The organism is Allorhodopirellula solitaria (assembly GCF_007859855.1).
Lineage (GTDB): Bacteria > Planctomycetota > Planctomycetia > Pirellulales > Pirellulaceae > Rhodopirellula > Rhodopirellula solitaria.
Window position 1 is genome coordinate 24,515 of record NZ_SJPK01000019.1, and the last position, 17,997, is coordinate 42,511.

Here is a 17,997-nt window from a genome sequence, read left to right on the forward strand (position 1 = left end):
GGCCAAGAAGAGCGGCGCGAAATGCTTCTCCAAATTTCGCACCAATTCGGCCAACACGCCAAAATCACCGCCAAATCCCTACAGTCTCAATTCGGCCAAAAATGCGACATCAAAAAGGCCGGTAACAGATGAATTGGGTTGTGTGCTGCGCATTCATCGCCATCGCGCGACCCACGATCCAGTGCGTAGTGCCAACCAAAAAATGGAGGCGATGCGTTCCGAAACTTCGCCGTATCATGCCAGCATCGAGGCTGTGGAATCACTTACCGTCTGCCGCCATGTTCGGCTGATGGAATTCCAAAAGCGATACCGGGGACTAAACTGTTACCCGCCCACCGCGTTGGTACGAGTCCGAAGCGTCTCAGTCACAAGGGTGCCGTTCAAGCGCTCAATGCCTTTGCAGAAAACCTTCAAGCTGAAAGCGAACGTATTGATGCGCTCGAACAGGCATTGCTGCACTCGATTGCCGACCATCCGATAGGCGACCGAAAACCGAGAATTCATCCCCGTGAAATTAAGCGCCGACCCAAACCATACCCCACGATGAAACAGCCACGCCACGCCTCCCGAAGGTCAGCGGCATGAAGGACTTACGGCTAATACTCGCGGCATTCACGCATGACCCATTTGGCTTCTCCCGATACTCAGAATCCTCCTTTGACAGTAACTGAACCGTCTTTCTCGATCTTGCAGAAAAGCTCATCACCAATTGTGGCAGGCAAAAAACGGTAATGAACGGTCCATCCTTTCTTTCCACGATACAATTGGATTTTGTAATCGCGTCCTTTACGTTCCTTCGCCGTTGCGTTCAGGGTTTTGGCAAACATCTCGACAATCGCTTTGTCCGAAGGCGATAGTTTAACGTGATCCTCGTTCGTCGTTGCAGCATGTGCAGGCGCGAACAACATTGTTGTTAGCATGATGCAAATGATGGTTGTTTTGAACATTGATTAGTCTCTAGTCAAGATATGAATACAATTGACGGCTAGCCAATCAGTGAGATCGTCACGTTCATCTTTCATCGCTTCCTTGCATCTTCCTTCTGGCGCGCCATCGATAGCGCGAAGTAAATCTTGAACAGATTGAATCCGAAGCTCACACTCCCTGTCCTTCATGTTAACTTCAGGTTTCGGCATTCCTCGATCGATTCCTTCCTTAGGGCATTCAACATCTTTGAAGTGCTCTCGCTCGTGATCAATTACGATTCGCTCCAATGCTGGACACTGGCCTGGCATGATGTTGCGTGCTTTGATCCCGAAAAAACAAGGGCATTTGAGTCCATCGTTGCAAATGACTGTTCCAACACTATTCTTCCTTATATTAGGATCGGCCAAAGCAACTCTACAAGCTTCATCGCAGTCGATTTTATCAGAGTAGTTACAAGCAGCCGCTGGTTCCATTGCTTCAATTAATTCAGTTGACAATCCTGCCGAATCGGAATAGATAACGGGCGCTGAGCTGAGGAATTCGTACAAGCCATAGGGACTCCCCTCATACCCGATGGGGTCTCTGGAGCTAAACCTGCCTAGCAACGCGTCGTACCAACGGTTCCGGAAGTAATACAGCCCAGCAGCCGGTGTCCACTCGCGGCTGGTGTGCGTGTAGTGGACGCCGTAATTGCTGATCGCTCGCGGCGTGAAGTTGGCTTCAAAGATGCTGAGGTTGCCGTACGGGTCGTACTCGTAGCGTTCTTGCACGCTACCTGAATCACTCACAACCGCCGTCGTATTCCAGTTCGCATCGGCAAGGTAGTACAGTCGCTCGGTCAAGAGTCCTCCCGACGGCGAGATGTCACGGTCGCGGAGTACGAGATCATCTATGTAACGCATGCCCCACACATATTGTCGGCGAGGCGTGTTGGAGGTGTCGACGTGTTCCTCGACACACTGCCAGGCGTCGGTGAAGTAGTACTCACGCGTCCGAGCGAGTGTTCCCGAGGTGTACTCCTTGGCAGCGACGCGGAAGTTGCGGCCGTCGAACTGGTTTTCTAGGAGCACGTTCGATGTCGCGTCATCAACCAGCTTCGTCATTCGGTTCCACGCATCAAACGTCGCAGTCATCGTGGCGTCGGTACCCAGGTCAGGCCGAGGGTTGGTGGTCGTGTTGCCATTCTTGTCATAGGCAGGCGTGGCCCAGATGTCGCTTGGCGTGTTGCTGATGTCGGTGATCTCGTTGACTTCGTTCGCCGTCCGCGTTTGATTGAAATCCCAGGTACCGTCCCCGTTCTCGTCCTGCCGGAATTCTTTCCAGTTACCAGTCGGGTCGAGCGTCCAGCATTGGGCGGCGTCGAGCGTCGTGATCGCGGTGTGCGTGCCGTTGAGCTGGCCACGTTGAGCGGACTGCAGGCGATGGAGCCCGTCATACTGATACAGCCAGTCGTGCTCTCGATTGGGATCGGATGGGTTTTCTCGCCAAGTGCGGTTACTGGCCCGGTCGTAGCCGTATTCGACCCGGGACAGATCGGTGCCTGCCGAGACATCTCGCCAGCGAACGCCCTTTACTCGACCGAAGCGATCCAGACCGCTGTAGATGTCGCCAGTGTCGGGGTCGGTCGACAGGGTTGGCGAGATCAGCGTGTAACGTAGATCGGCCTGTGTGCTGTCCTGTTGGACGAAGGTGCCAGAACCCAGGTATTCGTAGGCGGCTAAGACGGTCGAATCATCATCGATCAGGCTGGACACCTGGTTCAGTTTATCGGTGATCGAGCCACTGCTGCCGTAGTTGAGCGTGACTTCTCGCCCGTTGGGATAGAGCGTGGCGGTGGGACGCAGCACGTTGCCGCTGCCATCGGTGTACGACCGTCCCACGCTCGGTGTCGAGGCGGGGTTGACCGCGCCGCTGTGCGACTGGAACGTTTTCGTCACTTGTCCGAACCCATCGAACTGCCGGGTGATTTGATTCTCGATCGATCCGCTGCCGACCGACGAGTTATTATAACACGTCACCGCCGAGACATTCCCGCGAACGTCGTAGGTTTGCTCCACCCGGCGGATGGTTCCGTCGACGCCTGCACCCAAGGTCGTCACTCGGTCCTGCGTCTGACGACCGAGGGCGTCAAAGTCGTACTGGCGGGTCGAACCGTTTTGATCCGTGAGGCTGGTCCGCTGGGACTGGCGGTTATACGTGTAGCTGACGCTATCAGACGTGCCGGTTGAATCCGGGTAGATTTCACGACGCAGCAGACTGCTCGACGCGATCGCGCTGTCTGACAGTGTGGTCCCGTAGATGTACTGCGTCACCTGATTGCCGGTGGAGGCGTTGACGGCGGTGAGTGTTTTGAGATCACCATCGGGTGTGTAGGTGAACTGCACGGTTTGGTTCTGATCGTCCGATGCTGTGCAGGCAGTGCCGGTGCTCGAGCTGGCCGGTGGATCGACCAGGTTATCGATCGTTTCGCTCTGGCGACTGGCCGCATCGTAAATTGTCCGCGAAATCTTGCCGGCAGGGTCGATATTGTCGCGCCGTCGACCCGCGTTATCGTAGACTTGCCGGGAGACGAGGATCGTATCGCTGCTGGAGGGGATCGTGGCCGAACGGGTCAGGGCCGTGCCACCGTTGGTTCCATACTCGGCCGAGGCGATCATGCGGCCCACGGCGTCCGGATAGCTCGCTGAGTACTGAACGCGTGCATTCGGCGTCGCCGAGGGAGAGCCCAACTCACCGGTCTGGGCGGCCGAAGCATTGTGGTATCGCTGCCGCCTGGAGGCTTGGATCGAGTTTCCCGCATCGTCGTAAGCCATGTCCGTTTGCGAGAGGATCACGTCGCCGGTGACGTTCAAGGCATCGGCATAGGTCGTGTCGTTGCCATAGCCGGTATACGAGTGGACCATCCAGCCCGTGCTGTCGAAGACCTGTTTGGTAAAGCGGCTCGAACCTCCCGTCATGGATTTGACCGGGTTGCCGACCGCATCGAACCAGGTATTGCTAGTGATCGGGTTGCCGACCGTGCCCGTGTTGGGATCGACTGCATAGCGAATGGACTGGTAAACCCGTCCCAGGTTGTCGTACTTGGTTGCATTCCGGGAGACGAGATTACCGCTGGCGGAAGTATCGTAGCGGTCGGACTGGATCACCCGGTTCAGGTTGTCGTAGGTGACCCGTCCAAAGGCATCGAGTTCCCCGTTGGTGTCCACGCGGCGATTGCGCCAGTCATAGGTGTACGCGGTGGTGCGGGTGTTGACGCCATCGACGTAAGCGATCTGACTGGTCAGGTTGTTATCGCCCCCGTCATTGCCGTTGTCGAAGACAGAGCCGCTGACCTGCACCATGTTGTTGCCCGAGGCACCGCCGCCGGTCGGGTCGGACTCGGTGGACCCGGTGTCATTGGTGCCCACAAAGATCGCGATGACGTTGTCGCGAACGTCGTGAACACGTTGGCTGATGGTGCCGCCGGGGGAAATCTGCAGGTTCTGCCGCTTCTGGCTGTCGTAGCCGTAGGTTGTCTGGTTGTAGTTGGTCCCACTGGTTCCTTCGCCAGAGGCCGGGATGGTGTGATAGATGCGAGTCGACGAGACCAGACAGCAATCCGTGTACTGCCAGCTGGTCCAACGGGTGAACGAGGCCTGTGAGAATGTATCGGTCGGCTGCAAGCGGCCCGAGGTTGATCCACGCGACACTTGGATCTGCTCCAGAATATTGCCGCGTGCATCCCGTTGCTGGATGTTGACTGGGTTGATCAGCGTGTTGGTGTAAGCAGGTGCCGTTCCAGTGGCATAACCGCTGGCGGTCCAGGTCGCGTGCTCAGCATCTTTGTAAACCGTCCAGCGGGCACGTCGCACCGCAGTGGCTGTACCGCCGATGTCGATCGTGTGGACAGGGCCCAGTTGTTGGGTTGTGCGTCCCCGTGAATCGATCTCGTAATCAGAAATCAAGTGTTTTCCACCGCCGCTCGGTGTGCTCCAGCCCGCTGGCACGCCGGAGAGCATCGAGGTGTCGGCATCGTTAATTCGCTGCAGCATCGCTCCGAGAACTTGATCGTAGAACATTCGCGTGATGAACCCGCGGGCGTCCATGGACCACGTCAGGTTACCCCGTTCGTCAAAAAATTGCTTTTGAGTCGTCGCGGTATTGGGACCGTTCTGTGCTGTCGTCACCACAGGTAACGTCGCCGTTCGCTGCTTGACTTGGACCGTGTCGGTATACCACTCATAGGCGTAGGTCGTAGCAAGTCGATCCGCACCGGCATCGTCGCGGAACTGAGTTTGCTTGGCGATCGGGTAGATTGTAGCTCCGCCACCCGTTCTTTCGGTGTATTCCAGTTCGCTTTGGATGACCGGTGTGCCGCCGCTACCCTGCTTCAGCGATGTCGACTTCAGATATCCAGCAGCGGCACCACCGCCCGTCGTCGAGTAGTAACTACGCAGCTTGATAAGGCCCTCATTGGATCGCAGCGTAATCCCTAGGTCCGCCTCATCAGGGTCGTAACTGACGACAGACGAAGGCAAAGCTGTCTCGATGAGTCGCCCCGCGTCATTATACTTATCAGCCGTCAACCACTGATCTGACCCGGAGGTGAGCACACTGAGCAGGCCCTGTCCGATGAAGTTGGTATAGACCGTATTCACGGAACCGCCTGGACGAGTCTCGGTGGTCTTGCGGCTCCAGTGATTATAATCATCGGTATTCAGACTCTGCTCATAAGCAAAGCTATACGTGAGTGAGCCGCGATCAACGATCTCTTTGGTCACCCGACGCTGCGCGTCATACTCAAAGTAGTACTTGGAATACTGCAGGAGCACACTGTTGCTGACCGCGGTGGGGTCGAGTGAATCGGCCAGCAGATCTTCGTAACCATCCGGCTCGACGACGTATCGCAAGCCGTGCTGGAAACCTTTCGGATCGGATGTTTTGTAGTAGCGATAATAGCTCTGCTTGACATTGACCCACGTCGCCCCGGACGGCTCCTGGATGCGAACACGCATCAGGTCACCCGAGGAGCCGAAGCTGTTCGAGCCGTCGTAGTATTCATACGTCACACGGCGGATGTTGATCCAGCCGTCCGTGTTGACCTGGCGGCGGTAGGTCACCGAGGTGGTGAGTCCCATGCCATTGAATTCATATTCAAATTGGGTTGTGGTGGTGTCGCTGCCCACTACAGTTTCACGCTGAATGGTCTGGATCCGACCAGATGCAGAGTATGCAACTACATCGGTCTGCTGTCCCGATACGTCAATCATCCCGGTCAATTGACCAGGCAGCGGCTGCGCACTAGAAGCAGCCGAAGAGGATGAAGACGAATCACACGGTTCATCACCAAAATCTTTAAAGAACCAGATCTCACCGGAGGGTTGAGCCAAGACGTATCGACGCGAATCACAGTCGTGCGTCAGCGTGGATTTACCGCCGTAACGCGAAACGAAGGAGACGTCGCCACCGGATTCGACGCGGTCAAACCACAACGCGTTGCGTGTGCTGCGAACAAACGCGATAGCCCCGCCTGGCCCTTTGAGCAAGTAAGGCCAAGCTTCGAGGAGCCAGTTATAGCCCAGGCCTACGTCACTCTGACCTTGCAGTTGATTGCTGTACTGACGCCGCTGTGCCCAGGGACCGCCCGCACCCATGGCTTGCATGTCAGTGACTTCAAGCTGCAATTCACCGTTAAAGTTGCGAACGGGCCGCTTGCTGGTTGAATCAACTCCTCCGCTTGCCTCATCACACTTTTTACATTCCTCTTCGCCACTTCCTTCGGACGGCAAATCGCAGGTTTCAGGTGGCGTCGGATCAGGCTCAGGCCCTGGACCTTGCCAATTACTTGACGATGAACTCGACAGCCAGGAACTGCTCGACGAGCCTCCGCTCGACGAAGAGCTCGCATGCGAACTCGATGAAGAACTTAGCGAGCCGCTGGAGGATGAGCTACTCGAATTGAGTGAACTGCTGGAACTCGAAAATCCGCCACTGCTGCTGGAACTCATAGATCGACTTTTCCGACTCAGGGAACTGCTTCAGTAAGCACCAGTGTTGAGGCATGATGAGACAAAGTCAACCGATAAAACTGGCGGGGGGTGGCGTTTTCTTAAGAATAGCATCCAGGTCCAGTGACGACGGGGCTCTTTAACGACGCATTCCGACGGGGCAATTGTCCCGATTTCGGCGAGAAATTGCCGCCTAGTCAAACCCACCGATTCCGCTGACACCGCCTCATTTTAAAGTATCTTGATCAAAAAACCGACGTCATCCACCGTGAATCCGAGCCAACTGACAGCTCCACTTCGGCAAGGCGCGGTTGTCGTGACATAGGATCGTCCGTCAAGCCAGATCGAAACCCACCAAGCTACGCCAACCGCCACGGTGGAAGCCCCAGTCGCACACGACAATTCTGCTCGCGGCGCACGCTGGCAAGCTGTAGCGATTATACCAGTACTTCACCGGCTGATTGGGTGGGGTAGAGATTTATCGCGTAAACTGATTGCGCCAGCCGCGCCGATTGTCGATGACTTGCCTTAAGAAACAGTCCTACGGATTGGATCGGATATTCAGGGATTTGAGTGCGTGTTGGATTGGAAACATGAAGCCAAAATTTGCCCCCGTAGTAATTTTGCTGGGCATGATGACTGGATGCACTTCGGTAACCAGCACGCTGCTCAATCGAATAGAAACTGATGAACTCATCGGCAACTCGAATGGAGTTCCTAAGAAGCATTGCGAGACTCGACCTTACAAGGGAGTCCCCATTACGATGCGTGTCCCAACGCACGTCGATATCGCCATCTACGAGAAGATCTACTTCTCGTTGGAAGACGCTACACTGCGTCCACTCTTTAGTGAGAACCGCCATCTTGGTCTCGTTACTGATCTAATCTACACGGACAAGGTCTTTACCGTGGATGTGAAGCGTCCCGCCGCGGGCACTTCAGACTATAAGATGGAGTTCGGCGAGAAAAATGACCTCAATGACAATCGGCAGTACTTCAAAACGCTGGAAAACAAAATCGTTGACGAAACGATCAAGGATGTCACGGGCGCCATCAACACCATCTTCGAAGCAATTCCCACGGCAACAAGAACTGGGACCGACAACGGGCCCCCGCCAGCAGTTCTCTACTTCACGGAAGATCGCATGGTAGCTTGGAAAAGATTCGACATTGACACGATAGATTTTGAAGATCAAGTCGCCTGCTTCGTCGCCCAGCACATGAACAACTGCCATAGGTGTGCAACCGATGTTTTTGAAGGAGCGATTATCTCGGCGTCCAATGACGCAGGCCCGAACGACGATGGCATACTTTCTTTGCCCCAGGATATGGTATCACGTCGGATCGAAAGCGACCAATACGCACCAACTCAATTATTGGAGTAAGATATGCGATCCACTATTACGCTGACTGCCAGTTTACTCGCATTGACATTAAGCGGGTGCATGTCGTTTAGCAGCACCGCCTTGAATCGATTCGACGACAATACTTTTTCCGCCGAATCCAATGGACAGGAAAAAATCTTCGGTCAAGCGAGGCCATTTAAAGGAATTCCGATCACGTTGAAGGTTCCTACACACTTAGATATTTACGTTGACGAAACGTACTTTGTTAAACTTTCAGCGGAAACCGCCACCGAGCCACTTGAGGGCAAGGCTCGACTGCTGAGCATTCGCCCGGAGGTAGTCAAAAGTGACAAAGTGTTCATCGTTGATTTTAAACGACCGGGTAGCGGAACGCTGGATGTCAAAATGACCTTTGACCAGGACGAACAGTATTTCAAGTCGATCACAAGCTCGCTAGAGGACACCACGATCACAGATACTGCCGAGTTGGTGAGCACCGTGATCAAACAATTTGGAGCCTTCTCGGTTTCCACCGGCGCGGAGCAAAGTACCGTCGACGCGCTGAAAGCCAAGGGCATTTACCGCGATTCTCGAGTGGTCGCCTACAAACGGTTCGACATCAATTCACAAACGTTCGAGCAAGATGTTGAATGTTTTGTCGAGACGCATTTGAACTCCTGCGATCGCTGCGGCACTCGACCGGATTATGATCAAACGGTAGATCTTCGATAGTTATTCTTGCTCGATGAGGCTAATTACATGGCACACAAACAGCCCCTATCGATCTTAGATTGGTTGCTAGAGGTCGATGGCATTGGCGAAAAAACCGCCCAGGCTATTCTCGCGGAATATGGGGAAAATACCTCGCAAGCACTGATTGAGGATCCTCACGCGGTCGCCAAGGCAATTCGAGGGGTATCGCTTTCGCGAGCCAACAACGCCGCGAAAATGATGCGGAAGATGCTCGCGACAAGCGGCGAGCCTGCCAGGACTGATGGCCGACAGGATGAAAGCCAAATCCGCGATTCGCTGAGTCAATTTCATCAGATCGATGCGATTGACAATGCGCCCGAACGGCCGCTTGACAACGATGCGGTTCGGACGGCCATGCTGGAGCGTTGGGGGGAAATTTTTGCCGAACGCCGTCGCGCCCAAGAGGTATTTTCTCGACATAAACACGAATTGATGGAGCGACCCAACGTGCGCGGTACGCATGTCGGATTTCGTCGGCGAAGGTTCGGCGGAGATAAGGCGATGATCTCAAGTGATCTAGAATGTTGCATTCGCGTTCATGTCGAATTCAAACTTGATCCAAACGACCCTCGGTTCATTGATCCACGGATAGCTCAAATGCTTCCAAAAGAAATTGAAGGCGTTCCAGTTGACGTTGTGGAGAGATCCTACGTTACTTTTGATCCACCGAATTCATCCGCGTCCGCAGCAATCGCGACGGGCTACGAGAACCCCATTGTTGGTGGCATTCAGATTGCCAGGGACAATAATCATCAAAACGCTGGTACTTTAGGTGGAATTGTCTTTGACGGATTTCGCCCAGTATTCATCACCAATTTCCACGTCGCCGGATCGGAAGGTGAGGCAATCGTGCAACCGGCCGACTGCCAAACGCCCGATGGGAGTTCGGCGATCATCGGCAAGGTGGTCCGCGCGAGCGTCCCCTCGGTGGATGGCCAGCGGCAAGTTGATTGCTCAATCATACGCCCAGGCCCCATGAATCGCGAGTTTAAGCGAACGATCAAAAACATCGGCTTACCTGACCAGTATCTCAGCACGAAATTGACGTGGCCGGACGAGCACCGCACTTTTGCGTTCAAGATTGGCGCGGTCAGCGGACGGACCAATGGCATCGTACAGAGCGTCAATGCCACCGTTCGATTGAATGGCATTGATATGGACAACCAGATATTGGTTGAGTCGGTCGACGATAATCCCATGCTGCTGCCAGGTGACAGCGGATCTTTGTTGTTAACCGAAGCAACGGATCATTCCGTCTTCTACGTGGTTGGCCTCGTTCACGCAAAAACCAATGATTCGGGTGCTCTCGTCGCATCACACATTGATGATGTCGAGTCAACCATGGGCGTCAAAGTCTCGCTGGCTCAATAAGCATCGTTGTTTTCAGTACGCAGTCAAAACCCGGCAACACTTTCGACGGATGGAAATCATGACAAAGATTCACGACGCGGACTTGCGTCTAGCGCCATCGGTTGTGTTGCTTTTTTTGTTGACTGGATGCCATATCGGGGGAGTTCGACAGCGACCGTTGTTGCTGAAACATTCAACTCAGCCATCCGGTACGGTGACGACCGGCGGAACGTTTGCGGAAGCGAAGACATTGGCAATCGGCGACGAGGGGATGACGTTATCTGAGGCAATTCAGAAGTCTATTCGACCAGGTGTCGCCGACCGTGTCTCGCGGCAACTGGCGGGAGGTGCAGATCCCCGGATGTTGCCGGGGATTTCTAGCGCAGAGTTGACGGCGGCAGAGGCTCCAAAGCCAAATTTCAAGGTAGCCAGAGCATTGGACAACTTAGTGATAGCTGCTGAGCAGGGCGCGTTTGATGGTGACGTGACTCATAATGAGCGTTTCGTGATAATCTCCAGCATTTTTGAGGGCGTCGTGCCAGCTGAGTCGTCGGCAGAAAAAACCGAGAAACTCGCAGAGTTGATCGATACGCCAAAGAGTATCCAAACGCTGCGATCGGAGCACCGGCCTGGTGAACTAAACAGTCAACAAAATGCTCTTTTGAAGGAGATTGCCGCGATCATTGCTCCAAGTGCCATGGGTGAGCAGTCCGCAACCGTTAGTACTGACGCTTCCACCAATGTTGTTGTTGGTTCATCTCAGAGCGAAAGCAGTGCGAAGGCGGAACTCTGGCGTCTTCAGAATGGACTCTACTCTGAATACGATAACGTATATATCGTTCAGTTGAAGCGTCAAGGCGATCCCGTTCGCAACTTTCCTTTGGAACTCATTCGGATGACTCCGGCAGGCGACATTGAATTGATTGCGGGCGACCATGTTGGCTTGGTTGGCTATAGCCAGACCTCACTGGGTCAACGCAATCAGACTGGCGGCATCAGCAGCAGGCAAACGTCGGCAAGACTAACTGGCTTCGTGAAACGTGAAGAGCCGATCGGTTCAGCGACCACGGTTTCAAGCATTTCATCGAGGGCAAGCGAATCGAACTACGGTTCCATCATCGATCTGATGGTTTTGCGGCCAGTCCTGCCTAACGGCGGCAACGAAGAATATTGGTTTCCTCGCGTAAGAAGCGGTGTCTATACATCGCTGACATCATTCCAACAGGACAATCCGCAACGCATTATCGGCGGGGACGAGGTGCAGTTCTCAGCACTGCGGTTGCATCCTCTTGTTCGTGGTAGCCAAATCCGAGGCCGTGTTCGAGACCGGATGTCGATCGAAGCCGAGAAAGGAATGTTGCGAGAAGCCCTAGACCGAAAGTCAGAGTACGAGAAGAGTTTCGTTGAGCGGGCGAGTGTCATCCCTGGCGTTCCGGCGATAATGGAAGCTTGTAGTCAACTGAGTGGTATGCTCCCGGGTTTTGGTGGCTAATTCGTTTCACTGCGTCGAACTACATCGCGAACGTTGTCCCTGCGAAACGTCAACGCGTCATCTTGACTGTAGTGAAGCAGGCCATGTTGCGTTAGCCTATCCCACTCCAGAGTACAGTTTGCGAGATTAGCTTGAGTGGATAGTCCATCGCGAAGGCCAAAAGTCTTTCTCGTCTTCCTTGCGAGCATCGCTGAAGTTTCGTAGCGGGCGAATAACTCGGGACCCATTCCGCTCTCCAAGCCACGCTTGCCACCACGAAAAGGTGGAATTGCTGATAATAAAATCATCGCAACTGGCACCAAGACAAAGTTGCTCGATCGCCGTGAGGCCCTCCGCAAACACGAATCCGAGTCCATCGAATGCGTCTCGGCAATAATTAAAATCGTCACTGGTTACGAACACTTCACGGTCATTGCCCAACGACGCCAATGCCTGGAGGTAAAAATCTTTGCTTAGCTGAAAGTATTTCCAGTTGTTGACGAAATCACCACGCCGCACTGACAGCAACGTTCGTCTTTGACCCGCGTTCCTAAATCCCGCCAACGTTGCGCGAGACAATTCGTCAGTGAAACGAAACTGACTCTTCACGATGTGCGTAGGGTAGCGTCTGGTAGGACTGCTGCTGGCGGCGCTCGTTGACGCGGCGAAATTCAGCTCTCGCTTATCTTCAGTGTAGCAAAGTGTAGCTAATCTCCGTTATTTCATCTTAATTTGGGTCACTTTGCTGCAATTTGCAATCGCCGAAAATCACGCTGGAAATGCCTTTTTCGTGGCGTTTTCATTCGATCATCGTTGCGAAGCATCCCTGATCGTCGGTCAAAATGAACACCACGTTGCGAGGTTTGACGTCGTCCCGCTTGTCGACCGGTGGCAGGTCGGCCGCCCGCACACCCTGTGATGTGGCAAACAAGAGAGCGAGCGTGAACGGAACCGTCAGATGCAAACGCATGCGAATATATCTCTAGTAGGATCTTGGGGAGTCAACGGCATCGTCGCCTGTTGAAGAATCGTGCCGGATCCAGTGTACGCTCTGGTGAGTGCGCGCACAAATCATCTGCGGGCGAGGTTCACGCATGGAATCAATCGAGATACAATCCGAGCCCACGGCCGAATTCTCTCACAGGTGGTCAGATGCCTAGTACCGAACAAATCCAGGCTTTTCAACGCGATGGGTACGTGTTGTTACCCGCTGTCTTTGATGCCGACGAGATGGCCGGATTGCTGCGTTATTCGAAGGCCGATCGCGCGCTCGATCGCGAGGCGAAAACTCGTAAAGATGCAACAGGCGGAGAGAGCCGCTTGGCCGTTCGCGACGACCTCGATGACGAATCCATGTACACAGCCGTGGTGCGTTCACACCGAATCGCTGACACGATGGAATCACTGCTCGGGTCAGAGGTGTATCACTATCATCACAAGATGATGCTCAAGGAACCTCGTGTGGGCGGAGCCTGGGAATGGCATCAGGACTACGGGTATTGGTACAATTTCGGTTGCCTGTATCCCGACATGGGCAGCGCCTTGGTTGCCGTCGATCACGCCCATCGCGAGAACGGTTGCCTGCAGGTGCTCAAGGGATCGCACAAGATCGGTCGTGTCGATCACGGCAAGTCCGGCCAACAGGTCGGTGCCGATATGGAACGCGTGGAACATGCGATGAAGCACCACGAGTTGGTCTACTGCGAGATGCAGCCCGGTGACGTTCTTTTTTTCCACGCGAATCTGTTGCATCGCAGTGACAAGAACGAGAGCGAGCACCCGCGTTGGTCACTGATCTGTTGCTACAACACTCGCCACAACGACCCCTTCGTCTCGGGAAAACATGCCAGCTACCAGCCTTTGCAGCGGTGGGATGACGAGCGAGTGCGAACACGATTGACGTCGCCGTCGGGGTGCTCCTCATGACCGGCATTGCCATGCTCGGGACCGGCTTGATCGGTTCCTGCTACACACAGGCATTGCATGGCGGGCGGAGTCGCGACCATGTGGACCTCGTCTATTCTCGTTCGGCAGAGAAAGCGGCTGCGTTTGCCTCCACGTGGAACGTGGCTCGCTCGACGACGAACTTGGCCGAAGCGGTCAACGACCCGGGTATTGATGTCGTGGTAGTGGCGTTGCCGAACGATCTGCACGAGCAGGCAGTCACCGCTGCAGCCGGAGCTGGCAAAGCCGTGCTGTGTACCAAGCCGCTGGGACGCAACGCTGCCGAGGGGCTGCGGATGCTACGCGCGGTGGAAGATGCAGGCGTCTTTCATGGCTATCTGGAAGATCTCGTCTATCCACCGAAAACCCTCAAGGGGCTGCAGTCTGTCCAGGCCGGGGATCTCGGCAGAGTCCTCTGGGTGCGATCCCGCGAAACCCACCCCGGCCCACACAGCGACTGGTTCTTTGACAGGGCTCGCGCCGGCGGCGGGGCCATCATCGACATGGGCTGCCACTGCATCGAAATCGCCCGATCTTTTATTGGAAAAGAGGTACGCCCAGTCGAAGTCGTGTGCTGGGGAGATACCCAAGTCCATCCGATCGAATCCGAAGACCATGCGGTGGGGATGGTTCGCTACGAAAATGGTGCCATCGGGCAATTCGAAGTGAGCTGGGCATTCCGCGGCGGCATGGACCTGCGGGATGAAGTCGCCGGTACCGAAGGCACCTTGTGGCTGAATCATTGGCTGCGAACGGGCATGGAAATGTACTCGGCGAAAGAATCGACGCAGTACGTTGCTGAGAAGTCCGAGAGCAGCAGAGGATGGATGTTCCCCGTCGGTGATGAAGTTGCTGCGTTGGGATACACCAACATGTTCGCCGACATGCTCGATGCGTTTGAGCAAGGGCATGAGCCCGCCGAAACATTCTACGATGGCTATGTTGTCAATGCGATCATGGACGCGAGCTATCGGTCCATCGATACCAAACGCTGGGAACCCATCGACCTGCCGCTCTGGCACGGCCAGGGGGCCAACGAAACAAGCCGTCTCTCGCGAGCATTCGACAAAGATCACGAACTGGTCAAACGCGAGCGGATGCCCGACGGCAAAACCAAGCTGATTCTCCGCAACACTTTGACCGGCGAGATCAGCCAACGCGTGCAGTGAACACCACGCCGCCGCCCATCGCATGATGTCCTTCCTCCAATCAGTCGGAACTGTCCGGTTTCGGATCCAGGGCCGAATAGGGGATTTTCTTGGCTCATCCGACGGAAGCGTGCGCGGAGCACAGGGGGAAGGTTTTTTCTAGGCATGGCTCAAGTATCCAATAATCTTACAAAAATGCGTCCCTGACGAACGAATGTCCGCCAGGGACCGGCAACACCATTGGCGTACCATCGACCGAGATATCCCTTGCCAAGCCAGCACCTCTGCAGAGCTCGGCTCGAATGGCGTGGACTTAGGGCTTTTCTGGTGGTTTCACGGGCTCGACCGCGATCCGCTTGGCTCGGCTGGGTCGAGGCTTTTTTAGCTTGGGATATTTTGATTGATTTCGGCGTTTGAGCTCGCGAGGTTCCTGGCGACCGGGGCGATCTCGGACCAGCCGGGAAGTTGCCGACAGCACGATCCACATTAAATCGTTGGACGTTTCAAGCTTCCCATCGCAAAACCCACAAACGGGCTCTCCAAAATACTCAGCAATTCGGCAAAACGACCAATTCGGGCCTCAAATCCATACAGTCATAATTTGGCAGAAAGTGCGACCGCAATTCGGTCGGTAACACTTAGGTCGGGGGCTTTGCGCCGTTTTGGCAAGATGCTTGCTGCTGACAGACCCTCTGAGCGGTCTACTTCGCGACTGAACTGCTTTCAAACCGATCGCATCGCATCATGCTTTCGAAATCGAAATTTCCGTCAGCCAAGATCAGCCGACTTTTGTCACGCGTGTCTCCATGCGGAAGGCACGCGACAGACAATTGAAACCAGGTGCATCACTGGCGAAATCGGCGATCTGATACGGACGGCGCCAGCAAAAATTGCTGAACGGTTACTGACCGCGCAGCGGGCACCGCGACGGCTGACTGCGAAATCAAAAGAATGGGGTGTCGGTTCAGACCGAAGAGAGGCCTAGCGGGTTTTCGCGGGCACACAACCAGCCCTGACCGCGACGGCACGCTTCACCCGCGAGACTCTCCGGCGTGCCCGCCGCCCGCTTGAAGATGCGACCAAACTTTCGCACCACGTCGCACCAACCGTGAGTGTCCAATCCGATCCGCTGCAAGATCGGGGTCAGGTGATCTGGAATGCTACCGATCTTATCAGCACGTAACTGGCGTCCTGTCCAATCGAGCAATTCCAAATACCTCGCCATCGATACCGGTAGGAATCCCTTGCTGCTGGCCCGACGCCCCGAAGTTTCAACAGCAGGCCCCGTCGCATCGGACTGTTCGTCAATCTCGATCGGACTCATCCAACCGCTACGTCGCCGTCGACGACTCCGCTCCCACTCGTGAGTGCTGGGCCGACTGCGATCCTCCCGTTCGCTCAGATCGTCGATCCGATCCTTTGCTCCGGTGTAGTCGCTGGTCTCCGGAGTTTCCGCCAAGGCAGCACGAATCGGATTCAGATCAACGTACGCCGCACAGACGAGTAAACTGGATTCATCGAGCAAAATTTGTGCTCGGTATCTTCCTTCCCAAAAGTGGCCGGTAACTGAATCCTCGGCGTTGCTACGTCGAGCAATATTTTCAGCCGTGCAGCGCATCCACCAACTGATATCGGACAGTCGCGAGCGTCTTTCAGCCAGCACTTCAGGCTGATTGAGAATCATGTCCAGTTCCGGCTTGCTGGGGTCGGCGGGCGAACCGTCATCATTTCGCCGCCGAGGAAACAACCGCAACCAACGCCGGGCCACCTCCTCGTCGGACCAGGCCGCCACAACGTCTGGGCGACTGCGAAGAACGAGGTGAATATGGTTATGCATCACCGAAAAAGTCAAGCAATCCACAGCGAAGACCGAAGCTAGGAACTCTAGCCGATCACGAATCCAACCTCGCCGGTGCTCGTACGAATTGCCCGTCAACGGGTCGTCTCCACAGAGAAACGCTCGGCGCACACATCTCTGAATGCAGTGAACCACCTGGACTTCGGATGGATCGAGAACTTCACCACGAGCTTGACGAGGCATCAGATCGACTCCACAAAGAGGAACATCAGGGCCGCATAACCGTTGCGACCACCCTCATAGTACGCTCTTGAGCAGGACGGTCAAGCAGAAATTGCCTGTCCCTTTTTGCTCTCCTTCGGTGCGGTCTTCGTTCGTCGCAAAGCCTCCTCACTGCGCCTTCCCTGCGCTGCCGTCGCTACGACCCGGCGAACGCGGCGTCGGCCTCGCTTCGCTGGCCTTCCTTGACCGCGTTCGCCGGGCGGCATCCTGCCGCCGGGCTTAAATCATGCGGCGACGTCCTGTCGCCGTCGTTCAGCGATCTATCGGAGGGTGGCGGCATCCAGCCGAAACAGCCGCGACGCACTTCGTGTGCGTCGGTGCGTCCGCTTCGCTTGTCGGAAGAACCAACGCCTGAGCGGCTTCGTGCCGCAAGTGTGGCGGACTTCCTGTCCGCCAACGAAAAACGGCAGCCTGTCGGCTACCGCTTCAATGCTCAACTCCGGTGCAACTAGTGGCTAATCGGTGTCCGACACCTTTGGTCTCTCTAGGAAGACGAGGGAAGCCATCAGCAACCACTGAGTGCGCCTGGGCCGGGCCAATTTTGCCGGGTACGTAGAGAGAACGCCGCTTGCTACGCTTCAGGACCCTGCGAATCCGCCGAAATGCTCGTAAAACAGCGTAGACAATGCCATTCGTACCGGACACCTTAATCTTATTTAATCTTCTTCGCTTTAAACGGCTACTGGCACGAGCATATAGATCGCAAAGATGATCGCGGCGACAATAGCCGCTACAAACGCTCCAAGCCAAGCGACATCACCACTAGAATTTTGATCATACGCGAAGCTCGCGGCACTCAAAAGTATGCCGATCGGAAAAATTGCAAGAACTCCAACTCCCACAAAAATGCTTGCAATAGTCTTGCTTCTCATCGGACCATCCAGCAAAGGCACTGAACCCGAGGCAAACGCAAACATTCCTGAAAGCGTGATCGCTAGAATGACAAGCGTACGAATACTATACTTCACCGTAAGCACCTTTGCGCCCGATC

At 55.0% G+C, this 17,997-nt stretch carries 14 protein-coding genes; 8 read left to right on the forward strand and 6 right to left on the reverse strand.

Annotated elements, in window-relative coordinates; genetic code table 11:
- On the forward strand, nucleotides 1-481 hold a 481-nt coding region (locus CA85_RS25460; RefSeq protein WP_222435499.1), incomplete at its 5' end, for a hypothetical protein.
- A gap of 163 nt (nucleotides 482-644) precedes the next feature.
- Here the strand turns inward: CA85_RS25460 and CA85_RS21875 are convergent.
- Together CA85_RS21875 and CA85_RS21880 are read right to left on the reverse strand one after the other, a co-directional pair.
- Entirely contained in the window at nucleotides 645-947 is a 303-nt protein-coding gene (locus CA85_RS21875; RefSeq protein WP_146393494.1) for a hypothetical protein, read from the reverse strand.
- Nucleotides 948-950: 3 nt separating this feature from the next.
- Nucleotides 951-6,590 (reverse strand): RHS repeat domain-containing protein, encoded by a 5,640-nt coding sequence (locus CA85_RS21880; RefSeq protein WP_222435500.1) that lies wholly within the window; start codon nucleotides 6,588-6,590, stop codon nucleotides 951-953.
- A gap of 28 nt (nucleotides 6,591-6,618) precedes the next feature.
- Between CA85_RS21880 and CA85_RS21885 the strand changes: the two genes are divergently transcribed.
- The 5 genes from CA85_RS21885 to CA85_RS21905 all read left to right on the forward strand — a co-directional run bounded on the left by CA85_RS21885 (nucleotide 6,619) and on the right by CA85_RS21905 (nucleotide 11,855).
- Nucleotides 6,619-6,951, forward strand: coding sequence for a hypothetical protein (locus CA85_RS21885; protein ID WP_146393496.1), 333 nt, complete (start codon nucleotides 6,619-6,621; stop codon nucleotides 6,949-6,951).
- 556 nt (nucleotides 6,952-7,507) lie between these two features.
- Nucleotides 7,508-8,299, forward strand: a complete 792-nt coding sequence (locus tag CA85_RS21890) for a hypothetical protein (RefSeq protein ID WP_146393497.1) — start codon at nucleotides 7,508-7,510, stop codon at nucleotides 8,297-8,299.
- Between the two features lie 3 nt (nucleotides 8,300-8,302).
- Complete coding sequence (locus CA85_RS21895) at nucleotides 8,303-8,992, forward strand: hypothetical protein (protein WP_186775125.1); 690 nt, start codon at nucleotides 8,303-8,305, stop codon at nucleotides 8,990-8,992.
- Nucleotides 8,993-9,019: 27 nt separating this feature from the next.
- The gene (locus CA85_RS21900) at nucleotides 9,020-10,384 is read left to right on the forward strand and encodes a hypothetical protein (RefSeq protein WP_146393499.1); all 1,365 of its coding nucleotides are present in this window, start codon (nucleotides 9,020-9,022) and stop codon (nucleotides 10,382-10,384) included.
- A 58-nt stretch (nucleotides 10,385-10,442) separates the two neighbouring features.
- On the forward strand, nucleotides 10,443-11,855 hold the full coding sequence (locus CA85_RS21905) for a hypothetical protein (RefSeq protein ID WP_186775126.1): 1,413 nt from the start codon (nucleotides 10,443-10,445) through the stop codon (nucleotides 11,853-11,855).
- Nucleotides 11,856-11,981: 126 nt separating this feature from the next.
- Here CA85_RS21905 and CA85_RS26225 read toward each other — a convergent pair whose 3' ends face one another.
- On the reverse strand, nucleotides 11,982-12,443 hold the full coding sequence (locus tag CA85_RS26225; protein ID WP_391564935.1) for an alpha-1,2-fucosyltransferase: 462 nt from the start codon (nucleotides 12,441-12,443) through the stop codon (nucleotides 11,982-11,984).
- Between the two features lie 190 nt (nucleotides 12,444-12,633).
- Nucleotides 12,634-12,804 (reverse strand): hypothetical protein, encoded by a 171-nt coding sequence (locus CA85_RS25170; protein WP_186775128.1) that lies wholly within the window; start codon nucleotides 12,802-12,804, stop codon nucleotides 12,634-12,636.
- A 182-nt stretch (nucleotides 12,805-12,986) separates the two neighbouring features.
- On the opposite strand from CA85_RS25170, the gene CA85_RS21915 reads away from it, so the two are divergent.
- Nucleotides 12,987-13,760, forward strand: coding sequence for a phytanoyl-CoA dioxygenase family protein (locus tag CA85_RS21915; RefSeq protein WP_146393501.1), 774 nt, complete (start codon nucleotides 12,987-12,989; stop codon nucleotides 13,758-13,760).
- Nucleotides 13,757-14,947, forward strand: a complete 1,191-nt coding sequence (locus CA85_RS21920; RefSeq protein ID WP_146393502.1) for a Gfo/Idh/MocA family protein — start codon at nucleotides 13,757-13,759, stop codon at nucleotides 14,945-14,947. Before CA85_RS21915 ends, CA85_RS21920 begins: the two co-directional genes overlap by 4 nt.
- Nucleotides 14,948-15,890: 943 nt before the next feature.
- Here the strand turns inward: CA85_RS21920 and CA85_RS21925 are convergent.
- Together CA85_RS21925 and CA85_RS21930 are read right to left on the reverse strand one after the other, a co-directional pair.
- Nucleotides 15,891-16,967: a transposase gene (locus CA85_RS21925; RefSeq protein WP_146393503.1), complete on the reverse strand. Its 1,077-nt coding sequence runs from the start codon at nucleotides 16,965-16,967 to the stop codon at nucleotides 15,891-15,893.
- 710 nt (nucleotides 16,968-17,677) lie between these two features.
- The gene (locus tag CA85_RS21930) at nucleotides 17,678-17,974 is read right to left on the reverse strand and encodes a hypothetical protein (protein WP_146393504.1); all 297 of its coding nucleotides are present in this window, start codon (nucleotides 17,972-17,974) and stop codon (nucleotides 17,678-17,680) included.
- Between the last annotated feature and the right edge of the window lie 23 nt (nucleotides 17,975-17,997).